Here is a 15,324-nt window from a genome sequence, read left to right as displayed (position 1 = left end):
TGAAGAACGTGGAGGTGGATGTGGAGGCTCTGGCGGCGAAGGGGATGGGCTTCGAGCGGCTCGACCAGCTCGCCCTCGAACACCTCTACGGCGTGCGGTAGGTCCTGCACCCGACGTACACGACAGGGCCCGGAGCGAATGCTCCGGGCCCTGATCGTTACCCCACACCCAATAGAATCGAAACGATTCCCACCTCTCGGTGACTCACCCTTGTGAAGAACTCGTATCGTGTTCCCCGATGCATGAGAATCTACGGACCGAGGATCGGTGCACCACGCGAAAACCATCAGAGGTTCATTAGAAAAAAATCGCCCCTCAACGCCTGCGCCACGCCCGGAACCTGCGGGAGACGCGCCGGGTCACCCGCTTGACCAGGACTCTCGCCAGTTCCTTCGCCGGCGCCTCCTCCACCGGCGAGGCCAGCCTGGAGTCCGGCTGCTTGCGGAAGGCGGCGTCGACGGCCCCGACGATCGCCTCGGCGGCCGCCTGCGTCAGCGCCGGATCGGTCTCCTCCGGCGGCTCCCCGCCGTCGGTCCGCTCGGCGAGCCGGTCCAGGTCGCCCATGACGCGAACCCCGAGCCGCCGCACCTGCCGGGCCGCCTCCGCCCCCAGCTCGCAGGACCGGTCGAGCGCCCAGTCGGGAGTGACGATGGCCGGCTCGTCCGGGCCCGGCTTGCGGGCGGTCTTCATGCGCTTGACCGCACCGTGCCGGAAATAGGTGTGATAGGCCGCCGGCGGCAGATTCCGTGCCGCGAAGGCCTCGTTGCAGCGGCGCACCAGCTCCACCTCGTGCCAGGTCAGCGACCGGTTCGCCTGGTCGGGCCGGGGCCGCAGCACCCCGTCGGGCAGCGCCAGCAGCTGCTCGAACGACCGCGTCAGCATGCCGGGATCGGACTCGTCGGGCACGATGACCGTGACCCGGCCGGGTCCGACCGCCTCCGCCCACCGCTCCACCAGCCGGCCGTGGCGGTGCCGCAGCCAGAACTTCCGGCTCGTCCCCTCCTGAGCGTGCCGGTTGAAGACGACGTCCAGCCAGCTCTCGTAGTCGAGCGTCAGGTCGTTCTGGACGTACTGCTGCCACTGGGACGGCAGGATCTTCGCCAGCGGTCGCAGCGTCACCGCGATGTGGACGGTCTCGCCGCCCAGATCGGCCACGGCCTGCTTGACCGCGGTGTCGTCGGCGTCGGCGAAGAACTCGCTGGAGATCACCACCCGGTCGGTCGGGGCGGCCTCGACGTCGGCGACGAGCCGCTCCCATTCGACCGGTTCCTGGCGGCCGACGCCCTTCATGCCGGGCTCCCCGGTCAAGCCGAGCACCGCCCGCATCGGATGCCGTTCCTTGTGCGCCACGGTCGTACCGTGTTTCGGCAGCTGCTTGCGGGCGCGGTGCAGCGCCCCCTGAATCGCGGTCGTCCCGGTCTTGTGCGGTCCGATGTGCACCAGGCACGATCCCGCAGGAAGCGCCCACGCTCCTGATCGCACAGCATCCTCCGAGGCCATGCCGCGCAGAGTACCCACTCGACCTCAAACCATCCGTCATCACTCCCGCGTGTCACCGCCCGTGCGAGAGGCTTCGTCAGCCCCGAGCGTCGAGCACGCCGGCGATCTGCCTGCGCGAGGTGATGCCGAGCTTGCGGAACACCTGGCCGAGATGCCATTCGACGGTCTTCACGCTCACGAACAACTCCTGGGCGATCTCGCGGTTGGCCAGGCCCTCGGCGGCGAGCCCCGCCACGCGGCGTTCGCTCGGCGTCAACGCGTCCACCCCGGAGTAGAACAGCTTTCTGACCTGCGCCCCGCTCGATCGCAGCTCATAGTAGGCCTGTTCGGCGACCGGCACCGCGCCGATCGACCGCGCCAGCGACATCGCCTCTCCCAGAACGCCTCGGCACTCGCGGCGCCGCCCCTCCCGTCGCAGCGCGGCGCCCAGCCCGAGCAGCGCTCGCGCATGCTCCAACCTGGCGGGCGATCCCTCCAGGACAGCGACGGCCTCCCGCAAGCGCTCCATCCCGTCGGCCCCGCCCTCGACCATGCCGCGCACCCGCAGCGACTCCCCGAGGGCGCGCGGAGCGCCCCAACGCCGAGCGAAGCCGAGTTCTTCCTTTGGAGCGACGGCACGCTAGCCATGGACTGGGAGTACCTGATCACGGTCGCCGACAAGTCCTGAACACCAGCCGGCCGCGGCCGGCGCACGCCCATCGAACCTGTGCCCGAAACACGGAAGGACCCCTCAGCATGACGAGCGAACTGGACACCAAGGACCTCGAAGCGAGAGTCAAGCAGATGTACCGCGAGGTGGCGACCGCCCCTCATCGGGAGTTCCACTTCGAGACCGGGCGCGAGCTCGCCGAGCGGCTCGGCTACCCGCCCGCCGAACTCGACGCGATCCCGGCCGCCGCCGTCGACTCGTTCGCCGGCGTCGGCCACTACCTCGACCTGGCCGCGGTGAGCGACGGCGACACCGTGCTCGACCTCGGCAGCGGCTCGGGAACGGACAGCTTCCTGGCCGCCCGCCGGGCCGCGCCCGGAGGCCGGGTCATCGGCGTCGACATGACCGATGCGCAACTGGACAAGGCCACCGCACTGGCCGCCGAAGCCGGCATCGCCGGCGTCGAATTCCGCCACGGTTTCATCGAGCGGACGCCGGTCGGCGACGGCAGCGTCGACGTGGCCGTGTCCAACGGCGTGATCAACCTCTCGCCCGACAAACCGGCCGTGTTCGCCGACATCGCACGCGCCCTGCGGCCGGGCGGCCGACTCGCGCTGGCCGACATCGTCACCACCGAACCGCTCCCCGAGTGCGTCACGTGCGATGCCGCGCTGTGGGCCGCGTGCATCGGCGGGGCGATGCAGATCGACGCCTATCTCGAGGCGATCGGCGACGCCGGGCTCGCGGTCGAGACGGTGCGCACCAACGACCGGTACCGGTTCCTGTCGGACTCCGCCATGGGAGCGACGGAGCGGTGGGGGGTCAAGAGCGTCTCCCTGCTCGCCCGCAAGCGCTGACGACCGGGACGAGGCGACCGGAGGCCGGGGGCCGCCGGTCGCGGCGGTCAGGCCTCCACCGGGGTGGTCGGCTTCGGCGGGTCGTCGAGTTCGGCCAGCTCCAACTGCCACAGCGACACGTCGTACCAGGCGCCGAACTTGTACCCGGCGGCCTTCAGCAGGCCCACCCGCTCGAAGCCGAACGCCTGGTGGATCGCCTCGCTCCCGGGGTTCGGGCTGGTCACGCCCGCCATGACGCTGCGAAAGCCCTGCCGCTCCAGCATCGCGAACAGCCGGCCGTACAGCGCCCGGCCGACGCCCTTGCCGGTCCGGCCGTCGCCGATATAGATCGTCGATTCGGCGGTCCAGGCGTACGCTCCGCGCGGGTTCCACGGCTTCGCGTAAGCCAGTCCGACGACCTCGCCGCCCTCCTCGGCGACCAGCCACGGGTACCGCTCGGCGTATTCGGCCAGGTCGCGTCGCCACTCGTCCTCGGCCTGCGGCTCCGTCCGCAGGTTCGCGGTGCCGTGGGCGATGTGGTGGTTGACGATCGCGCAGGCGGCGGGCATGTCGTCGGGGCGGGCGAGGCGCACGGAGAGGGTCTCACTGGTACTCATGGGGACCAACCCTATCCACGGTTCCGCCGTGCCCGCGCCGACTGTGACCGTGTCACCAGACGGTGCTGGGGCGCCAGGTGACGATGGAGGGACGCAGCCCGCCGGTGGAGCGGAAGTCCTCCACCGCCCACGCCAGCGTGTTCAGCGCGATGTGCGAGTCGGCCGGGAAGGTGCTCTCACTGTCCATGTCGCGGTAGAGCTTCACATCGGGCAGGTGCTCGTCCTCGGAGTAGGTGACCCAGGCGCCGGGACCGTAGTCCTCGCCGCCTGGGCCGAAATAGGCGAGCGCCCCGACCTCGGTCTCGGGATCGGTACTGATTTTGAGACCGTGGTCGGGCCGCCCGCCCGCCTCGTACCCGGGCCGGTCGCGCACCAGGGCCGTCGGGACTTGGACCAGCTCGGCCGCCATGATGGTCGCGATGGCGGCGGCGACGCCGTCGGGGTCGCAGGCGAGCAGCACCTGCGGTCCTCTGCTGGTCTGGAGCCGGAACTCGGCGCAGTAGCCGGATATGCGGGCGCTCGCTGGACCGGCGCTCATCGGTGGTGCTCCTTCCGAGAGCGGAGAGACAGGCGTGAGCGACTGGGGATCGTGATTCGACTCAAGACGAACAGCCATGGCGGACACCGCACCTCATCATGTCGGGGATGTGTCAACGACAGTACGTGCGTGATGGCGCTATATGAGCGATGAGTCGGGAAATTGACAATAGTGCGCCGATGCGCGGTGACAACTTGCGTATGCAATTAGCAGTTTCTATTGAGGAGTGCGCATTCGAGGGCCGAATGGACGCCGCCGGCACCACAATGCAACCGCTTGTGCCCCGACCGGCGTCCCCGAACAGTGGCCGTTCCCTTGCCGCGCTGACGTTCCGCCGCACCGAAAGAGTCGAGATCGACCTCGGGCGAGTACCGCGGCGGTTTTGTCGGACACCGACAGTGTTCTTTGTCGGCTCCGCACTCCCCATTCAGACCCGCCGCCGATCGGCGGTCGATAGCGCACCGGCCGCTGTCGGGGATACGTCAGCTCCCGCTCCCCGCGACTCACCGGACCATAGGCCCCACGTGCCGAACATGGCGACCTTGGCGCGCAGCGGCGGATCGACCCGGCCTTCCGTGTCCCGCACCAGCATGGACAGGTCCTGGCCCTCCTTGCGGTGCCCGCGCATCCACCAGTACCAGGCGAGCGGAGCCGTGAGCCGGTGCGCGGACGCCGCCTCACCGGCGACGATCATGCGGCGGGTCGCGGCGCTCAGGTTGCCGTGGTCGGCGTCGAGGACTTCGAGCCACTCCACCTGCTCGGCCCGCTGCAGATGCGGATCGGCCTCCTCGGCGCGGGCGGCGTAGCAGGCGGCGTGGGCGCGGTACATGTCAGCGGTCTCACCGATTTCGGCGAGCCGCTCGGCGGCGTACTCGCGGACCGTCTCCAGCAGGCGGTACGGGCCCGGCCGAGGGAGAGGGCCGCGTCCCGGGTCGGAACGCGGCCCTCTCCCTGCTCCGATGCGGAGCTGCCCTCGCAGTCGGGTCTCGGTGGTCAGCCCTTGATGGCTCCGGTGATGACGGCCTTGGAGAAGTGCTTCTGGATGAACGGGTACATGATCACGATCGGCAGGATCGTACAGATCACGACGGCCATCTTGATCGAGGAGTCGGGGGCGACCTCCTGGCCGGCCGCCCGCAGGTCGGCCATCGCCGCATCCTGCCCCGGCAGGCCCGTGGTGGTCAGGATCGCCCGCTGGAGCAGCACCTGGATCGGCTGGTCGTCGAGGCTGGGGGTCAGCAGCACCGCCTGGAAGTAGATGTTCCAGTAGAACACCGCGTAGAACAGGGCGATGACGGCGAGGATCGCCTTCGACATGGGCAGCACGATGCGGAACAGCGTCCGGAACTCGCCGGCGCCGTCGATCTTGGCGGAGTCGATGAGCTCGCGCGGGACGCTGTTCATGAAGAACGCGCGCAGCACGATCAGGTTGAACGCGTTGAACGCCATCGGCAGGATCAGCGCCCAGAACGTGTTCAGCAGGCCGAGGTTCTTGACCACCAGGAACGATGGCACCATGCCCGGCTGGAACAGGAAGGTCAGCAGGATCAGCATCAGCAGCGGCCGGTGGAACAGCGTCCCGGGCCGCGAGAGCCCGTAGGCGGCGCCGATGGTGATCGTCATGCTGATCAAGGTGCCGATCAGCGTGATCTGCGCGGTGTAGAGCAGCGAGTCGGTGAACTCGCCGCCGCCGAGCACCACCTTGTATGCCTGGAGGCTCAGGTCGGTCGGAACGAAGACCATGTTGCCGCCGGCCTGGGAGACCGCCGATTCGGTCGACAGGCTCGTGACGACGATCGCCCAGATGGGGATGATTACGGCGGCCGCGTAGGCGGTCAGAAAGGCCGCCTTGGCGAACTTCCCGAAGCGGGACGGCTCCTCGTCCCAAGCGGCTCTCTTACTGGCCCGCTTCGGTCGGGGCATTGTGATACCGGTCATGACTTCTTGTAGATCCCTTGTTCTCCGAGGCGGTGCGCGACGTTGTTCGCCACGAGGATGAGGACGAGTCCGACGACGCCCTTGAACAGCCCGGCCGCGGTCCCGTAGGACTCGCTGAGCGCCCCGGGGCCGAAGGTCTTGTAGTACACGAAGGTGTCGAGCACTTCGGTGGAGGACCATCCGATCTGGGTGCGCTGCACCAGGTACTGCTCGAAGCCGACGCTGAGGATCTGGCCGAGCTGGAGGATGACCAGCAGCACGATCACCGGCCGGATCCCCGGCAGGGTGATGTGCCACAGGCGCCGGGCCTTGCCGGCGCCGTCGACGGCCGCGGCCTCGTACAGGTTCGGGTTGATCGAGGCCAGGGCCGCCAGGAAGATGATCATGCCCCAGCCGGCGTCCTTCCAGGTCCACTGCATCCAGGCCAGGAAGAGGAAGCTGTCCGACGACCGCGTGATGTCGAAGCGGTCCCCGCCGAGCGTCAGCGCCCACTGGCTGAACAGGCCGTTCGGCCCGAGGACCTGGGTGAAGATGACGACCACCAGAACCCAGGAGAAGAAGTACGGCAGGTAGACGATCGACTGGAACGTCGCCCGGAGCTTCGAGGAGACCAAGCTGTGCATCAGCAGCGCCAGGACGATCGACAGCGGGAAGACGAACAGCAGCTGCGAAACCGCGAACTTGAGCGTGTTGCCCAGGGCCAGCCAGAACTGGTCGTCGGTGAACAGCATCTGGAACCACGTGAACCCGACGATCGGGTTGTCCCACACCGGCCGGTACGGGTTGTAGTCCATGAACGCGATGACGTTGTACAGCGATGGGTAGTAGAAGAACAGGCTCAGCTGGATCACGGCCGGCAGCGTCATCAGCAGCAGCGGCCAGTCTTGTCTGAGCCGGTGGGAGAACTTGCGTTTGCGGTAGACGCGCCGGACGTCCGAGCCGGCCGCGGGGGCGGTCGGCGGTGCCGCTCGAACAGGCGTGGAGTGTGCCATGGTGCCTTCGCTGGGTGGAATCGGAGGACTGGAGTGCGGCCCCCGGGGCGGGCTCGAGCCCGCCCCGGGGCGGTCGTCAGTGCAGCGAGTCGTACGCGGACTTGAACAGTTCGCGGTCGGCGTCGCCGCCGTCGGCCCTCCACTGCTCGAGCGCGTCGTCGAACGCCGACATCTCGGCGCGGCCGCGGATGATGTCCTGAACGATGCCGTCCATGGTCTGTCCGGCGGCGGCGCCGGCGGAGGAGGCCTCCATGCGCAGGCCTTCGAACTGGTTCTCGGCCATGTACTGGAGCGCGTTCTCGTTGTACTCGAAGCGGGTCTCCACGACCTCCTTCTTGCCCTGCAGGAAGAACTCGGTCTTGCCCGACATGGCGGTGTAGGCCAGCGAGTCGTTCTTGGTGTTGTTGCCCTCCTCGGTGAAGGCCGGGGCGCCGTCCTCGTCGTACTCGAAGTGCGTGCCCTCCACGCCGTACTGGATCAGCTCGAACTCCTTGGTGCCGATCGGGGCGGCGCAGGCGTTGCAGACGTCGAGCAGCTCTTCGATCTGCTCGACTTCCATGTCCTTGCGGAAGAACAGCCAGCCGGAGACGTTGGTCGCGTACGACACGAGCGGGTCGCGGCCGCCGTAGCCCAGCGGCGGGAGCGGCGCCATCTTGAAGTCCGGGTTCTCGCCGGTGCCCCAGTCGGGCATCCAGTCGTAGGCGCCCCAGCCGTTCTGGTCGATGAGGACGTCGCCGGCGACGAACGCGGCCGGGGCGTCGAGGGCGTCGGTCCCGGCGTCGGGGTGCTGGAGCTTCTCCTCCACCAGCGTCCGCTGGAACTCGATCCACTCGCGGTACTCGGGCCGCTCGTAGTCGTGGAGCATCTCGTCGCCGTCCTGGCGCCAGCCGTGCCCGCCGGCGAGGCCGAACCAGGCCGGGGAGAACCAGTCGACGCCGGCGAAGGCCCACTTGCCGGCCGAGTCGTCGCTCCAGGTCCGGGCGAGCTCGAGCAGTTCCTCGACGGTGGTCGGGACGTCGAGCCCCGCCTCCTCGAGCAGGTCGACGCGGTAGAAGCAGGCGTTGGACGGGCCGCCCTCGAAGATCCACGGCACGCCGTAGATGCGGGCGGTCTCGGCCTGGTTCTCCGGGTCGGTCGACCAGACCGAGTTCGCCCACGCCTTGGTCGGGCGGGCGGCCAGCAGCGGCCAGCGGTCGGCGATGTCGCCGGAGACGATGTCGGTGATGTCGGCGAAGCGGTTGACGACGGTCTCGCCGAAGTTCGTGTGGTCGTCGCGGGCGTTCCACTCCGGGATCATGATCGCGTCGCCGAAGTCGTTGGCCTGGAGCCAGGTCACCGAGGCCTCGCCGTAGGTGTTCCCGTCGATCTGGTCGAACTTGATCTTGGTCCCGCCGGTGGCCTCCCGCATGACCTCCCAGTAGGGGTCGTCGGAGTCCATGACCGGGCCCCAGTTGGGCACGCGGACCGTGTACTCGCCGCTGTTGCTCGGCATGTCGGTGACGGCCGGCTCGACGGGGGAGGGGTAGTTGAGAAAGGCGCTCGGGTGGTTGGGCGGATCTCCCACCAGGTCGGGCTGGTGCGGCAGGTCGAACGGGACGTGGTTGGGCAGGATGTCGAGCCCCACGTCCACCGACTGCGCGCTGCCGCTGTTGGAGGACACGTCACCGCAAGCCGAGATGACGGGCAGACCGGCGGCACCTGCGGCGCCGAGGCCGGCCGCCTTGAATAGGGAGCGGCGCCTGAACGGCGATCTGCGGGAGGGAGTAGCCACGTTGCTGTCCTTTCGGTCAAGTATTCGTGAGGGTTGAGGGATGGCTGAGCCGGTAGTTAGTTCGGCTGCTCGATAAACTAAAGTAGCGCACGGTGATGACCCGCACAAGCGGGGGGCTCTCCGAATCGATCGCGGAATGATCACGTTTCGGGAACACGCCCCCGCCAGAGGCGCCGGCGGCCGGCCGGCGTCGCGCACCGGGGCCTGCCGACAACGGGTTGTCGCCATCGATGAGAATGGGCCACAAGTTCAGCGGGAGGCACAGACATGGCGATGCGCATAGCGGCGAAGGCCGCGGGCCGCGACGGCGGAACGGAGCCCGGGTCCCTACGGGCCCGGCGCGCCGATTTCACCGACGTGCGGGCCAACAACCTCGGCTACGTCCTCCGGCAGGTCAGGAGCGACGGCCGCTGCTCGCGCGCCGACCTGGCCGCCAAGACCGGATTGAACAAGGCCACCGTCTCCAGCCTCGTCGCCGAGCTCATCGAGCGGCGCGTGCTGCGCGAGTCGGGCTCGGTCATCGGCAACATCGGACGCCCGGCGGTGCTGCTGAGCGTCGACACCGGCTACTACGCCTCCCTCGGCGTCGAAGTCAACGTGGACTACATGACCCTGGTGGCCGTCGACCTGGCCGGGAACCGGCTCCTGTCGTGGCGGCGCGCGCACGACGGCGCCGACTCGACCCCCGGCAAGTCGGTATCGGCGCTGGCCGGCCTCGCCAAGCGCGCGGTGGACAAGATGGACTCCGAAGGCCGCCAGATCCTCGGCCTGGCCGTCGCGGTGCCCGGCACCATCGACAACGACGGCGTCGTCCAGGCCGCCCCGAGGCTCGGCTGGTCCGACTTCGACCTCACCGCGCGACTCCGCCGCGCCATGCGCGACCCCAAGTACGCCGTCTCGGCCGACAACGACGCCAACCTCGGCGCCGTCGCCGAGCAGCGCTTCGGCGCGCACGCCGGGCTCGCCAACATGCTCTACCTCACCGGCGAGATCGGCCTCGGCTCGGGCCTGATCATCGACGGCGGCCTGCGCCGGGGCGCGGGCGGCTTCGCCGGCGAGATCGGCAACCTCCGCATCGAGGTCGACGGCCGCTCAGGACTGGTCGACGAGCTCGCGAGCATCCGCGCCGTCCTCACCGCCCTGGCCGAATCCGACCGCATCGCCGGCACCGAGGTCGAGGCCGAAGTCGAGGACGTGGTCACCCGCGCCCGCGCCGGAGAGGCCGGCGTCATCGAAGCCCTCGAACGCGTCGGCCGCGCGCTCGGCGCCGGCATCGCGCCGGCCGTGGACCTGCTCAACCCCGAAGCGATCGTCCTCGGCGGCCACTACCCGGCCCTGAGCAACTGGATCGTCCCGGCGGCCGAGGACGAGCTCGCCGAACGCGCCCACGCCGCCAGTGTCGGCACCACCCGGATCGTGGTCTCCTCGCTCGGCCACGAAGCCCCGGCGCTCGGCGCGGCGACCGGCATCCTCAACGACATCGACGCGGGCCTCATGCCCACCCCGCTCGGCAGCTGAAGCCCTTCGTTCCCGAACTGTTACCTCGCCCGAACCCGCAGGTGGCGACCTCGGTCCGCCTGCACGGAGACGCCGGCGCCTTGACTGCGACGACCGCGCGGGTGTAGAACTCAATGCATTCCTGAATCGAAGCGCTTCGAAAAGCGCAGGCACCTTCCCTGTTTCACCAATCGAAGCGCTTCGACAAGACAGCGACGTCCAGCAAGGAAGTCTCCATGACCCTCACCGACGACCGGCCCGCCTTCCGCGACCCCGAGCTCCCGCACTCGCATCGAGTCGCCGACCTCCTCGGCCGCCTCACCCTCGAAGAGAAGCTCGGCCTGCTCCACCAGTACCACCGCCCGATCGAACGACTCGGCATCGGAGCGTTCAAGACCGGCACCGAAGCCCTCCACGGACTCGCCTGGCTCGGCGAGGCCACCGTCTTCCCGCAGGTGGTGGCCCTCGGCGCCACCTGGAACCCCGAACTGGTCGAGCAGGTCGGCGCCGCCACCGCAGACGAGGTCCTCGCCTTCCACCACCGCGATCCCGCCCGAGCCGGCCGCAACGTCTGGGCCCCCACCGTCAACCCGCTCCGCGACCCCCGCTGGGGCCGCAACGAAGAGGGCTACTCCGAAGACGCCTGGATGACCGGCCTGATGGGCTCGGCCTACGCCCGCGGCCTCAAAGGCGACGACCCGACCGTCTGGAAGACCGCCCCGACCCTCAAGCACTTCCTGGCCTACGGCAACGAGGCCGACCGCTGCGTCACCTCCTCCAACATGCCGCCGCGCGTCCTGCGCGAATACGAGTTCGCCGCACACCGCCCGGCACTGGCGAACGGTGACGCGGTCGCGGTCATGCTCTCCTACAACCTCGTCAACGGACGCCCGGCCCACGTGACCCCGCTGGTCAACACCGAGCTGCGGACCTGGACCGCCGACGAGGTCCTCGTCGTCTCAGACGCCTACGCCCCGAACAACCTGGCCGGACTCCAGGGCTACTTCGACGACCTCCCCGCCGCCTACGCCGCCGCGGTCAAGGCCGGTCTGGACTCCTTCACCCAGGACGACGACCGGCCCGAGGCCGTCCTCGACCACCTCCGCACAGCCCTCCAGCGCGGCCTGATCGACGAGAACGACGTCGACACCGCCGTGCGCCGCAACCTCCACGTCCGATTCGGACTCGGCGAGTTCGACCCCGAGGACCCCTACGCCGACATCGACGACGCGGTCGTCAACTCGCCCGAGCACCGGACGCTCGCCCGCGAGGCCGCCACCCAGTCGATCACGCTGCTGAAGAACGACGGCATCCTCCCGCTGCGGCCTTCGAAGAAGCTCGCCGTCATCGGACCGCTGGCCGACAAGGTCATGGAGGACTGGTACTCCGGCACCCTCCCGTACGCCGTCACCGCCAAGGACGCGCTCGGCGACCGCGCCGACGTGACCTACTGCGAGGGCGTCCACCGCATCCGCCTGCGCCACAAGCACGGCAACCTCACCGCCGGGCCCGGAGGCGAGCTGACGTTGACCGACACCACCGGCGCCGCGGCCCAGTTCGACCTCTACGACTGGGGCGGTTGGTCCTACCTCGCCCGCAGCGTCGAGAACGGCAAATACCTCGACGGCACCAAGGACGGAGCGGTCACGGTCGACTCGCCCGGACCGCACGAGTTCGACGTGACCGAGACGTTCACCATCGTCGAGGTCGCCGGAGGCAAGGTCGCCCTCCGCCAGGTGCACCGGGCCGAGGACGCCGAAACCGGCAGGTGGTTCGGCCTCGTCGACGGCCGCCTCGCCCTCGTCGACGACGCCGAGGACGCGGCGGAGTTCGACTTCGACTTCGTCCATCGGGGCCACGAGCGGGCCGCCGAAGCCGCCCGCGGAGCCGACGTCGCCGTCGTCGTTCTCGGCGACCACCCGCTGGTCAACGGCCGCGAGACCGAGGACCGCGAGGACCTCTGGCTGCCGGACGCGCAGCAGATGGTCCTCGGAGCGGTCCAGGAGGCCAACCCGAACACGGTCCTGGTCATCGTCTCCTCCTACCCGTTCGCGGCGAACTGGGCCGACCGGCACCTGCCGGCGATCGTCTGGTCCGGCCACGGCGGGCAGGAATGGGGCAACGCGCTGGCCGACGTGCTCTACGGCGACCGCGACGCCGAGGGCCGGCTGCCGCAGACCTGGTACACCGACGCCGCCGAGCTGCCGGCGATGCTCGACTACGACATCATCGCCTCCGACGCGACCTACATGTACTACCTGGGCAAGCCGCTGTACCCGTTCGGGCACGGCGAGTCGTACGCCGAGTTCGCCTACAGCGACTTCCGGGTCGACGCCGAGCGCGTCCGCCCCGGCGAGGAGCTGAAGGCGACCGTCACCGTCGCCAACATCTCCGACCGCGACGGCGTCGAGGTCGTGCAGCTCTACTCCCACCAGTGCGGCTCCCGCGTCAAGCAGCCGCTGCGCCGGCTCCGCGGCTTCGAGAAGGTCCGCCTCGCCGCGGGCGAGCGGCGGCGGGTGACCTTCACGATCGCCGTGGACGACCTGGCCCACTGGGACAACGTCACCGGCCGCATGATCGTGGAGAAGAGCCGCCAGCGCCTCATGATCGGCCGCTCGGCCACCGACATCGTCCTGTCGGCCTCGGTCCGCGTCGACGGCGAGGTCGTCGGACCGCGCGACCTGTCGGCGCCGCTCGAGTCTGCGGCGAACGACGCCTACTCCGGGGTGCTGTGGCGCGACGAGGACCGGTTCCGCGGCGACGTCATCGCCGCCGAGGAGGGCGGCGGCTGGATCATGTTCGGCGACTGCGACTTCTCGGGCGGATACGAGACCGTCACCGCCCGCGTCGCGGGGCAGCCGTCGCACCTGTGCCTGCGCGTGGACGATCCGCTCGACGGCGACGTGCTCGCCAAGATCGACACGCCTTCGACCGGCGGCGTCTACGACTACACCGACGTCACGGTCGACCTCGGCCGCGTCGACGGCGTGGGGGACCTGTACGTGAGCTTCGAGAACGGCGCCGTCCGCCTGGCCTCGCTGCGCTTCGGGCGGACCGCGCGGTGAACGGCAAACGCGGAGTCACCATCGCCGACGTGGCCGCGAGGGCCGGGGTGGCGGCGAGCACCGTCTCCTACGTGCTGAGCGGGAAGCGGTCGATCTCCTCGTCCACCGCCCAGCGCGTGCTCGACGCGGTCGCCGAGCTCGGCTACCACCCGCACGCCGGCGCTCGCTCGCTGGCCTCGCGGAGGGCCGGCGTCATCGCGATGATGCTGCCGCTGCGCCACGGCATGCACCTGCCGGTGCTGATGCAGTTCGCCTCCGGGGCGGTCACCGAGGCGCGCCGCCACGACCAGGACGTGCTGCTGATGACCGCCGACGAGGGCCCGGCAGGGCTGGCGCGCGTGGCGGCCTCGGCGACCGTGGACGGCCTGATCCTCATGGACGTCGAAGTGAACGACCCGCGCGTCGAGGCGTTGCGGCGGCTCGGCCTGCCGAGCGTCCTCATCGGGTTCCCCGGCGACGCGGCGGGGCTGACGTGCGTCGACCTGGACTTCACTGCCGCGGGACGCGAATGCGCGGACTACCTCGTCGAGCGGGGCTGCGCCGACATCGCGCTGCTGGGCGCCTCGGAGGCGGTCTACGAGCGGCGGACGGGCTTCGCCGAGCGGGTCCGCGCCGGTTTCCTCGGCCGCCGCGACGGCCGCGCCCGCATCGAGGCCCGGCCGTGCCCGGACGACCCGGTGTCGGTGCAGCATGGCGTCAAGGAGCTGCTGGCCTCCCGTCCCGATCTCGACGGTCTGGCGGTGCACAACGAGCCGGCGGTGCCGCACGTCATGCACGCCCTGGCCGATGCCGGCAAGCGGGTGGGGGAGGACTTCCACGTGGTCGTCATCGGCCCCGACGAGGTCGGCGAGCGGGTCCACCCGCGGCTGCCCTCGGTGCTGGTGCCCGCCGAGCGTCTCGCCGAGATCGCGGTCGGCCACCTGATGCGCAAGCTCGACGGCCTCGAGGTGCCCGACTCCACGCTGGTCGAGCCGCAGTTGAACCTCCGATAGGAACCGAGAAGACGAAGGCCCCGGAGCTCCGGCTCCGGGGCATTCGGCGGTGCGATGCCTATCCTGGGTCGGTGAGTACTTCCGCGACGCCCTTCTCGGCGAGCCATTGGTACGGGTCGACCTGCTGGCCGTTGACGCGGACCTCGAAGTGCAGGTGCGGGGCGGTCGAGTTGCCGGTCGTGCCGGTGACCGAGATCTGGTCGCCCGGTTCGACGCGGTCGCCCACGCCGACCAGGAGCTCGGAGGCGTGCGCGTAGGCGGTCTCGAGTCCGCCGCCGTGGTCGATGACGACGAAGTTGCCGTAGCCGGACATCCAACCGGAGTACACGACCTCGCCGGCGCCGATGGCCCAGATCGGGTCGCCGTGCTCGTTCGCGAAGTCCATGCCCGCGTGGAGACGTCCCCAGCGCGGACCGTAGTGGGAGCTGATGTGGTCGTGGGAGGGCCAGAGCCACTCGGGGGCGACGGCCTCCGCCGCGGCCTGCGCCTCGGCCTCGGCCTTGGCCTCCTCTTCGGCCTTCTGCCGTTCGGCCTCCTCGACTTCGGCCTGCTTGGCCGCTTCCTCCGCCGCCTCCTGGACGGCCTTCTCTGCTGCTTCCGCGTTCTCCTTGGCTTGCTGCGCAGCCTCACGCTCGGCGTCGATCGCGTCGATGACGCGGTCGACCTTCCACGAAGCCCGCACCACGGTCGCCTCGCCGGAGGAGGACTCCAGCGAGGCGTCGGCGGCCGTGCCCGGACCGGTCAAGGCGGCCATGACCGAGCCGGCGGCGATCGCGCCGATCAGACCGGCGGTCACGAACCGCCAGCTGTGACGTTGGCGACGGATCCGGCGGAGGCGCCGGACGGCTTCGAAGCGGCGGCTGCTGAGCTCGCTGCTGGGGGAGTCGCAGTGTTCATCGTGTGTGCCCATAGCGAGTGGAAACGTACCC

General features: G+C 69.8%; 14 protein-coding genes. 5 read left to right on the top strand and 9 right to left on the bottom strand.

Going from position 1 to position 15,324, the window contains the following annotated elements; translation table 11 throughout:
* Window positions 1–315: 315 nt before the first annotated feature.
* The gene (locus ACYVL2_RS13795) at window positions 316–1,440 is read right to left on the bottom strand and encodes a hypothetical protein (RefSeq protein ID WP_460544233.1); all 1,125 of its coding nucleotides are present in this window, start codon (window positions 1,438–1,440) and stop codon (window positions 316–318) included.
* Between the two features lie 136 nt (window positions 1,441–1,576).
* The gene (locus ACYVL2_RS13790; RefSeq protein WP_460544231.1) at window positions 1,577–1,957 is read right to left on the bottom strand and encodes a helix-turn-helix transcriptional regulator; all 381 of its coding nucleotides are present in this window, start codon (window positions 1,955–1,957) and stop codon (window positions 1,577–1,579) included.
* Here ACYVL2_RS13790 and ACYVL2_RS13785 point away from each other — a divergent pair.
* Together ACYVL2_RS13785 and ACYVL2_RS13780 are read left to right on the top strand one after the other, a co-directional pair.
* Window positions 1,949–2,167, top strand: a complete 219-nt coding sequence (locus ACYVL2_RS13785) for a hypothetical protein (protein ID WP_460544229.1) — start codon at window positions 1,949–1,951, stop codon at window positions 2,165–2,167. The two genes, ACYVL2_RS13790 and ACYVL2_RS13785, sit on opposite strands and share 9 nt — an antisense overlap.
* 68 nt (window positions 2,168–2,235) lie before the next feature.
* Window positions 2,236–3,006 carry a class I SAM-dependent methyltransferase gene (locus ACYVL2_RS13780; RefSeq protein ID WP_460544227.1) on the top strand — a complete coding sequence of 257 codons (771 nt, stop codon included), beginning with the start codon at window positions 2,236–2,238 and terminating at the stop codon, window positions 3,004–3,006.
* A 47-nt stretch (window positions 3,007–3,053) separates the two neighbouring features.
* Here the strand turns inward: ACYVL2_RS13780 and ACYVL2_RS13775 are convergent, their stop codons facing one another.
* From ACYVL2_RS13775 to ACYVL2_RS13750, 6 genes are all read right to left on the bottom strand, one after another.
* A complete protein-coding gene (locus ACYVL2_RS13775; RefSeq protein ID WP_460544226.1) occupies window positions 3,054–3,602 on the bottom strand; it encodes a GNAT family N-acetyltransferase in 549 nt (182 codons plus the stop codon).
* Between the two features lie 52 nt (window positions 3,603–3,654).
* Complete coding sequence (locus ACYVL2_RS13770; protein ID WP_460544224.1) at window positions 3,655–4,140, bottom strand: Imm1 family immunity protein; 486 nt, start codon at window positions 4,138–4,140, stop codon at window positions 3,655–3,657.
* Between the two features lie 427 nt (window positions 4,141–4,567).
* A complete protein-coding gene (locus ACYVL2_RS13765; RefSeq protein ID WP_460544222.1) occupies window positions 4,568–4,969 on the bottom strand; it encodes a hypothetical protein in 402 nt (133 codons plus the stop codon).
* Between the two features lie 164 nt (window positions 4,970–5,133).
* Window positions 5,134–6,078, bottom strand: coding sequence for a carbohydrate ABC transporter permease (locus tag ACYVL2_RS13760; RefSeq protein ID WP_460544220.1), 945 nt, complete (start codon window positions 6,076–6,078; stop codon window positions 5,134–5,136).
* The gene (locus ACYVL2_RS13755) at window positions 6,075–7,070 is read right to left on the bottom strand and encodes an ABC transporter permease (RefSeq protein ID WP_460544218.1); all 996 of its coding nucleotides are present in this window, start codon (window positions 7,068–7,070) and stop codon (window positions 6,075–6,077) included. The genes ACYVL2_RS13760 and ACYVL2_RS13755 overlap by 4 nt, the downstream gene beginning before the upstream one ends.
* A gap of 76 nt (window positions 7,071–7,146) precedes the next feature.
* A complete protein-coding gene (locus tag ACYVL2_RS13750; protein ID WP_460544216.1) occupies window positions 7,147–8,841 on the bottom strand; it encodes a type 2 periplasmic-binding domain-containing protein in 1,695 nt (564 codons plus the stop codon).
* A gap of 267 nt (window positions 8,842–9,108) precedes the next feature.
* Between ACYVL2_RS13750 and ACYVL2_RS13745 the strand changes: the two genes are divergently transcribed.
* The 3 genes from ACYVL2_RS13745 (at window position 9,109) to ACYVL2_RS13735 (ending at window position 14,395) form a co-directional block, all read left to right on the top strand.
* Window positions 9,109–10,359 carry an ROK family transcriptional regulator gene (locus ACYVL2_RS13745; RefSeq protein ID WP_460544214.1) on the top strand — a complete coding sequence of 417 codons (1,251 nt, stop codon included), beginning with the start codon at window positions 9,109–9,111 and terminating at the stop codon, window positions 10,357–10,359.
* A 215-nt stretch (window positions 10,360–10,574) separates the two neighbouring features.
* The gene (locus tag ACYVL2_RS13740) at window positions 10,575–13,403 is read left to right on the top strand and encodes a glycoside hydrolase family 3 C-terminal domain-containing protein (RefSeq protein WP_460544212.1); all 2,829 of its coding nucleotides are present in this window, start codon (window positions 10,575–10,577) and stop codon (window positions 13,401–13,403) included.
* Window positions 13,400–14,395, top strand: coding sequence for a LacI family DNA-binding transcriptional regulator (locus ACYVL2_RS13735; RefSeq protein ID WP_460544210.1), 996 nt, complete (start codon window positions 13,400–13,402; stop codon window positions 14,393–14,395). Before ACYVL2_RS13740 ends, ACYVL2_RS13735 begins: the two co-directional genes overlap by 4 nt.
* Before the next feature lie 58 nt (window positions 14,396–14,453).
* Here ACYVL2_RS13735 and ACYVL2_RS13730 read toward each other — a convergent pair whose 3' ends face one another.
* Window positions 14,454–15,305: a M23 family metallopeptidase gene (locus tag ACYVL2_RS13730; RefSeq protein ID WP_460544208.1), complete on the bottom strand. Its 852-nt coding sequence runs from the start codon at window positions 15,303–15,305 to the stop codon at window positions 14,454–14,456.
* Window positions 15,306–15,324 lie beyond the last annotated feature (19 nt).

The organism is Glycomyces halotolerans, assembly GCF_054779575.1.
Note: the sequence above shows the minus strand (reverse complement) of the source record. Positions and strands in the feature narration are given on the sequence as shown.

Coding starts and splice junctions, on each gene's coding strand:
- ACYVL2_RS13785 (WP_460544229.1), top strand. CDS start 1,949: ATGCTCCAACCTGGCGGGCGATCCCTCCAGGACAGCGACGGCCTCCCG.
- ACYVL2_RS13780 (WP_460544227.1), top strand. CDS start 2,236: ATGACGAGCGAACTGGACACCAAGGACCTCGAAGCGAGAGTCAAGCAG.
- ACYVL2_RS13775 (WP_460544226.1), bottom strand. CDS start 3,602: ATGAGTACCAGTGAGACCCTCTCCGTGCGCCTCGCCCGCCCCGACGAC.
- ACYVL2_RS13770 (WP_460544224.1), bottom strand. CDS start 4,140: ATGAGCGCCGGTCCAGCGAGCGCCCGCATATCCGGCTACTGCGCCGAG.
- ACYVL2_RS13765 (WP_460544222.1), bottom strand. CDS start 4,969: ATGTACCGCGCCCACGCCGCCTGCTACGCCGCCCGCGCCGAGGAGGCC.
- ACYVL2_RS13760 (WP_460544220.1), bottom strand. CDS start 6,078: ATGACCGGTATCACAATGCCCCGACCGAAGCGGGCCAGTAAGAGAGCC.
- ACYVL2_RS13755 (WP_460544218.1), bottom strand. CDS start 7,070: ATGGCACACTCCACGCCTGTTCGAGCGGCACCGCCGACCGCCCCCGCG.
- ACYVL2_RS13745 (WP_460544214.1), top strand. CDS start 9,109: ATGGCGATGCGCATAGCGGCGAAGGCCGCGGGCCGCGACGGCGGAACG.
- ACYVL2_RS13740 (WP_460544212.1), top strand. CDS start 10,575: ATGACCCTCACCGACGACCGGCCCGCCTTCCGCGACCCCGAGCTCCCG.
- ACYVL2_RS13730 (WP_460544208.1), bottom strand. CDS start 15,305: ATGGGCACACACGATGAACACTGCGACTCCCCCAGCAGCGAGCTCAGC.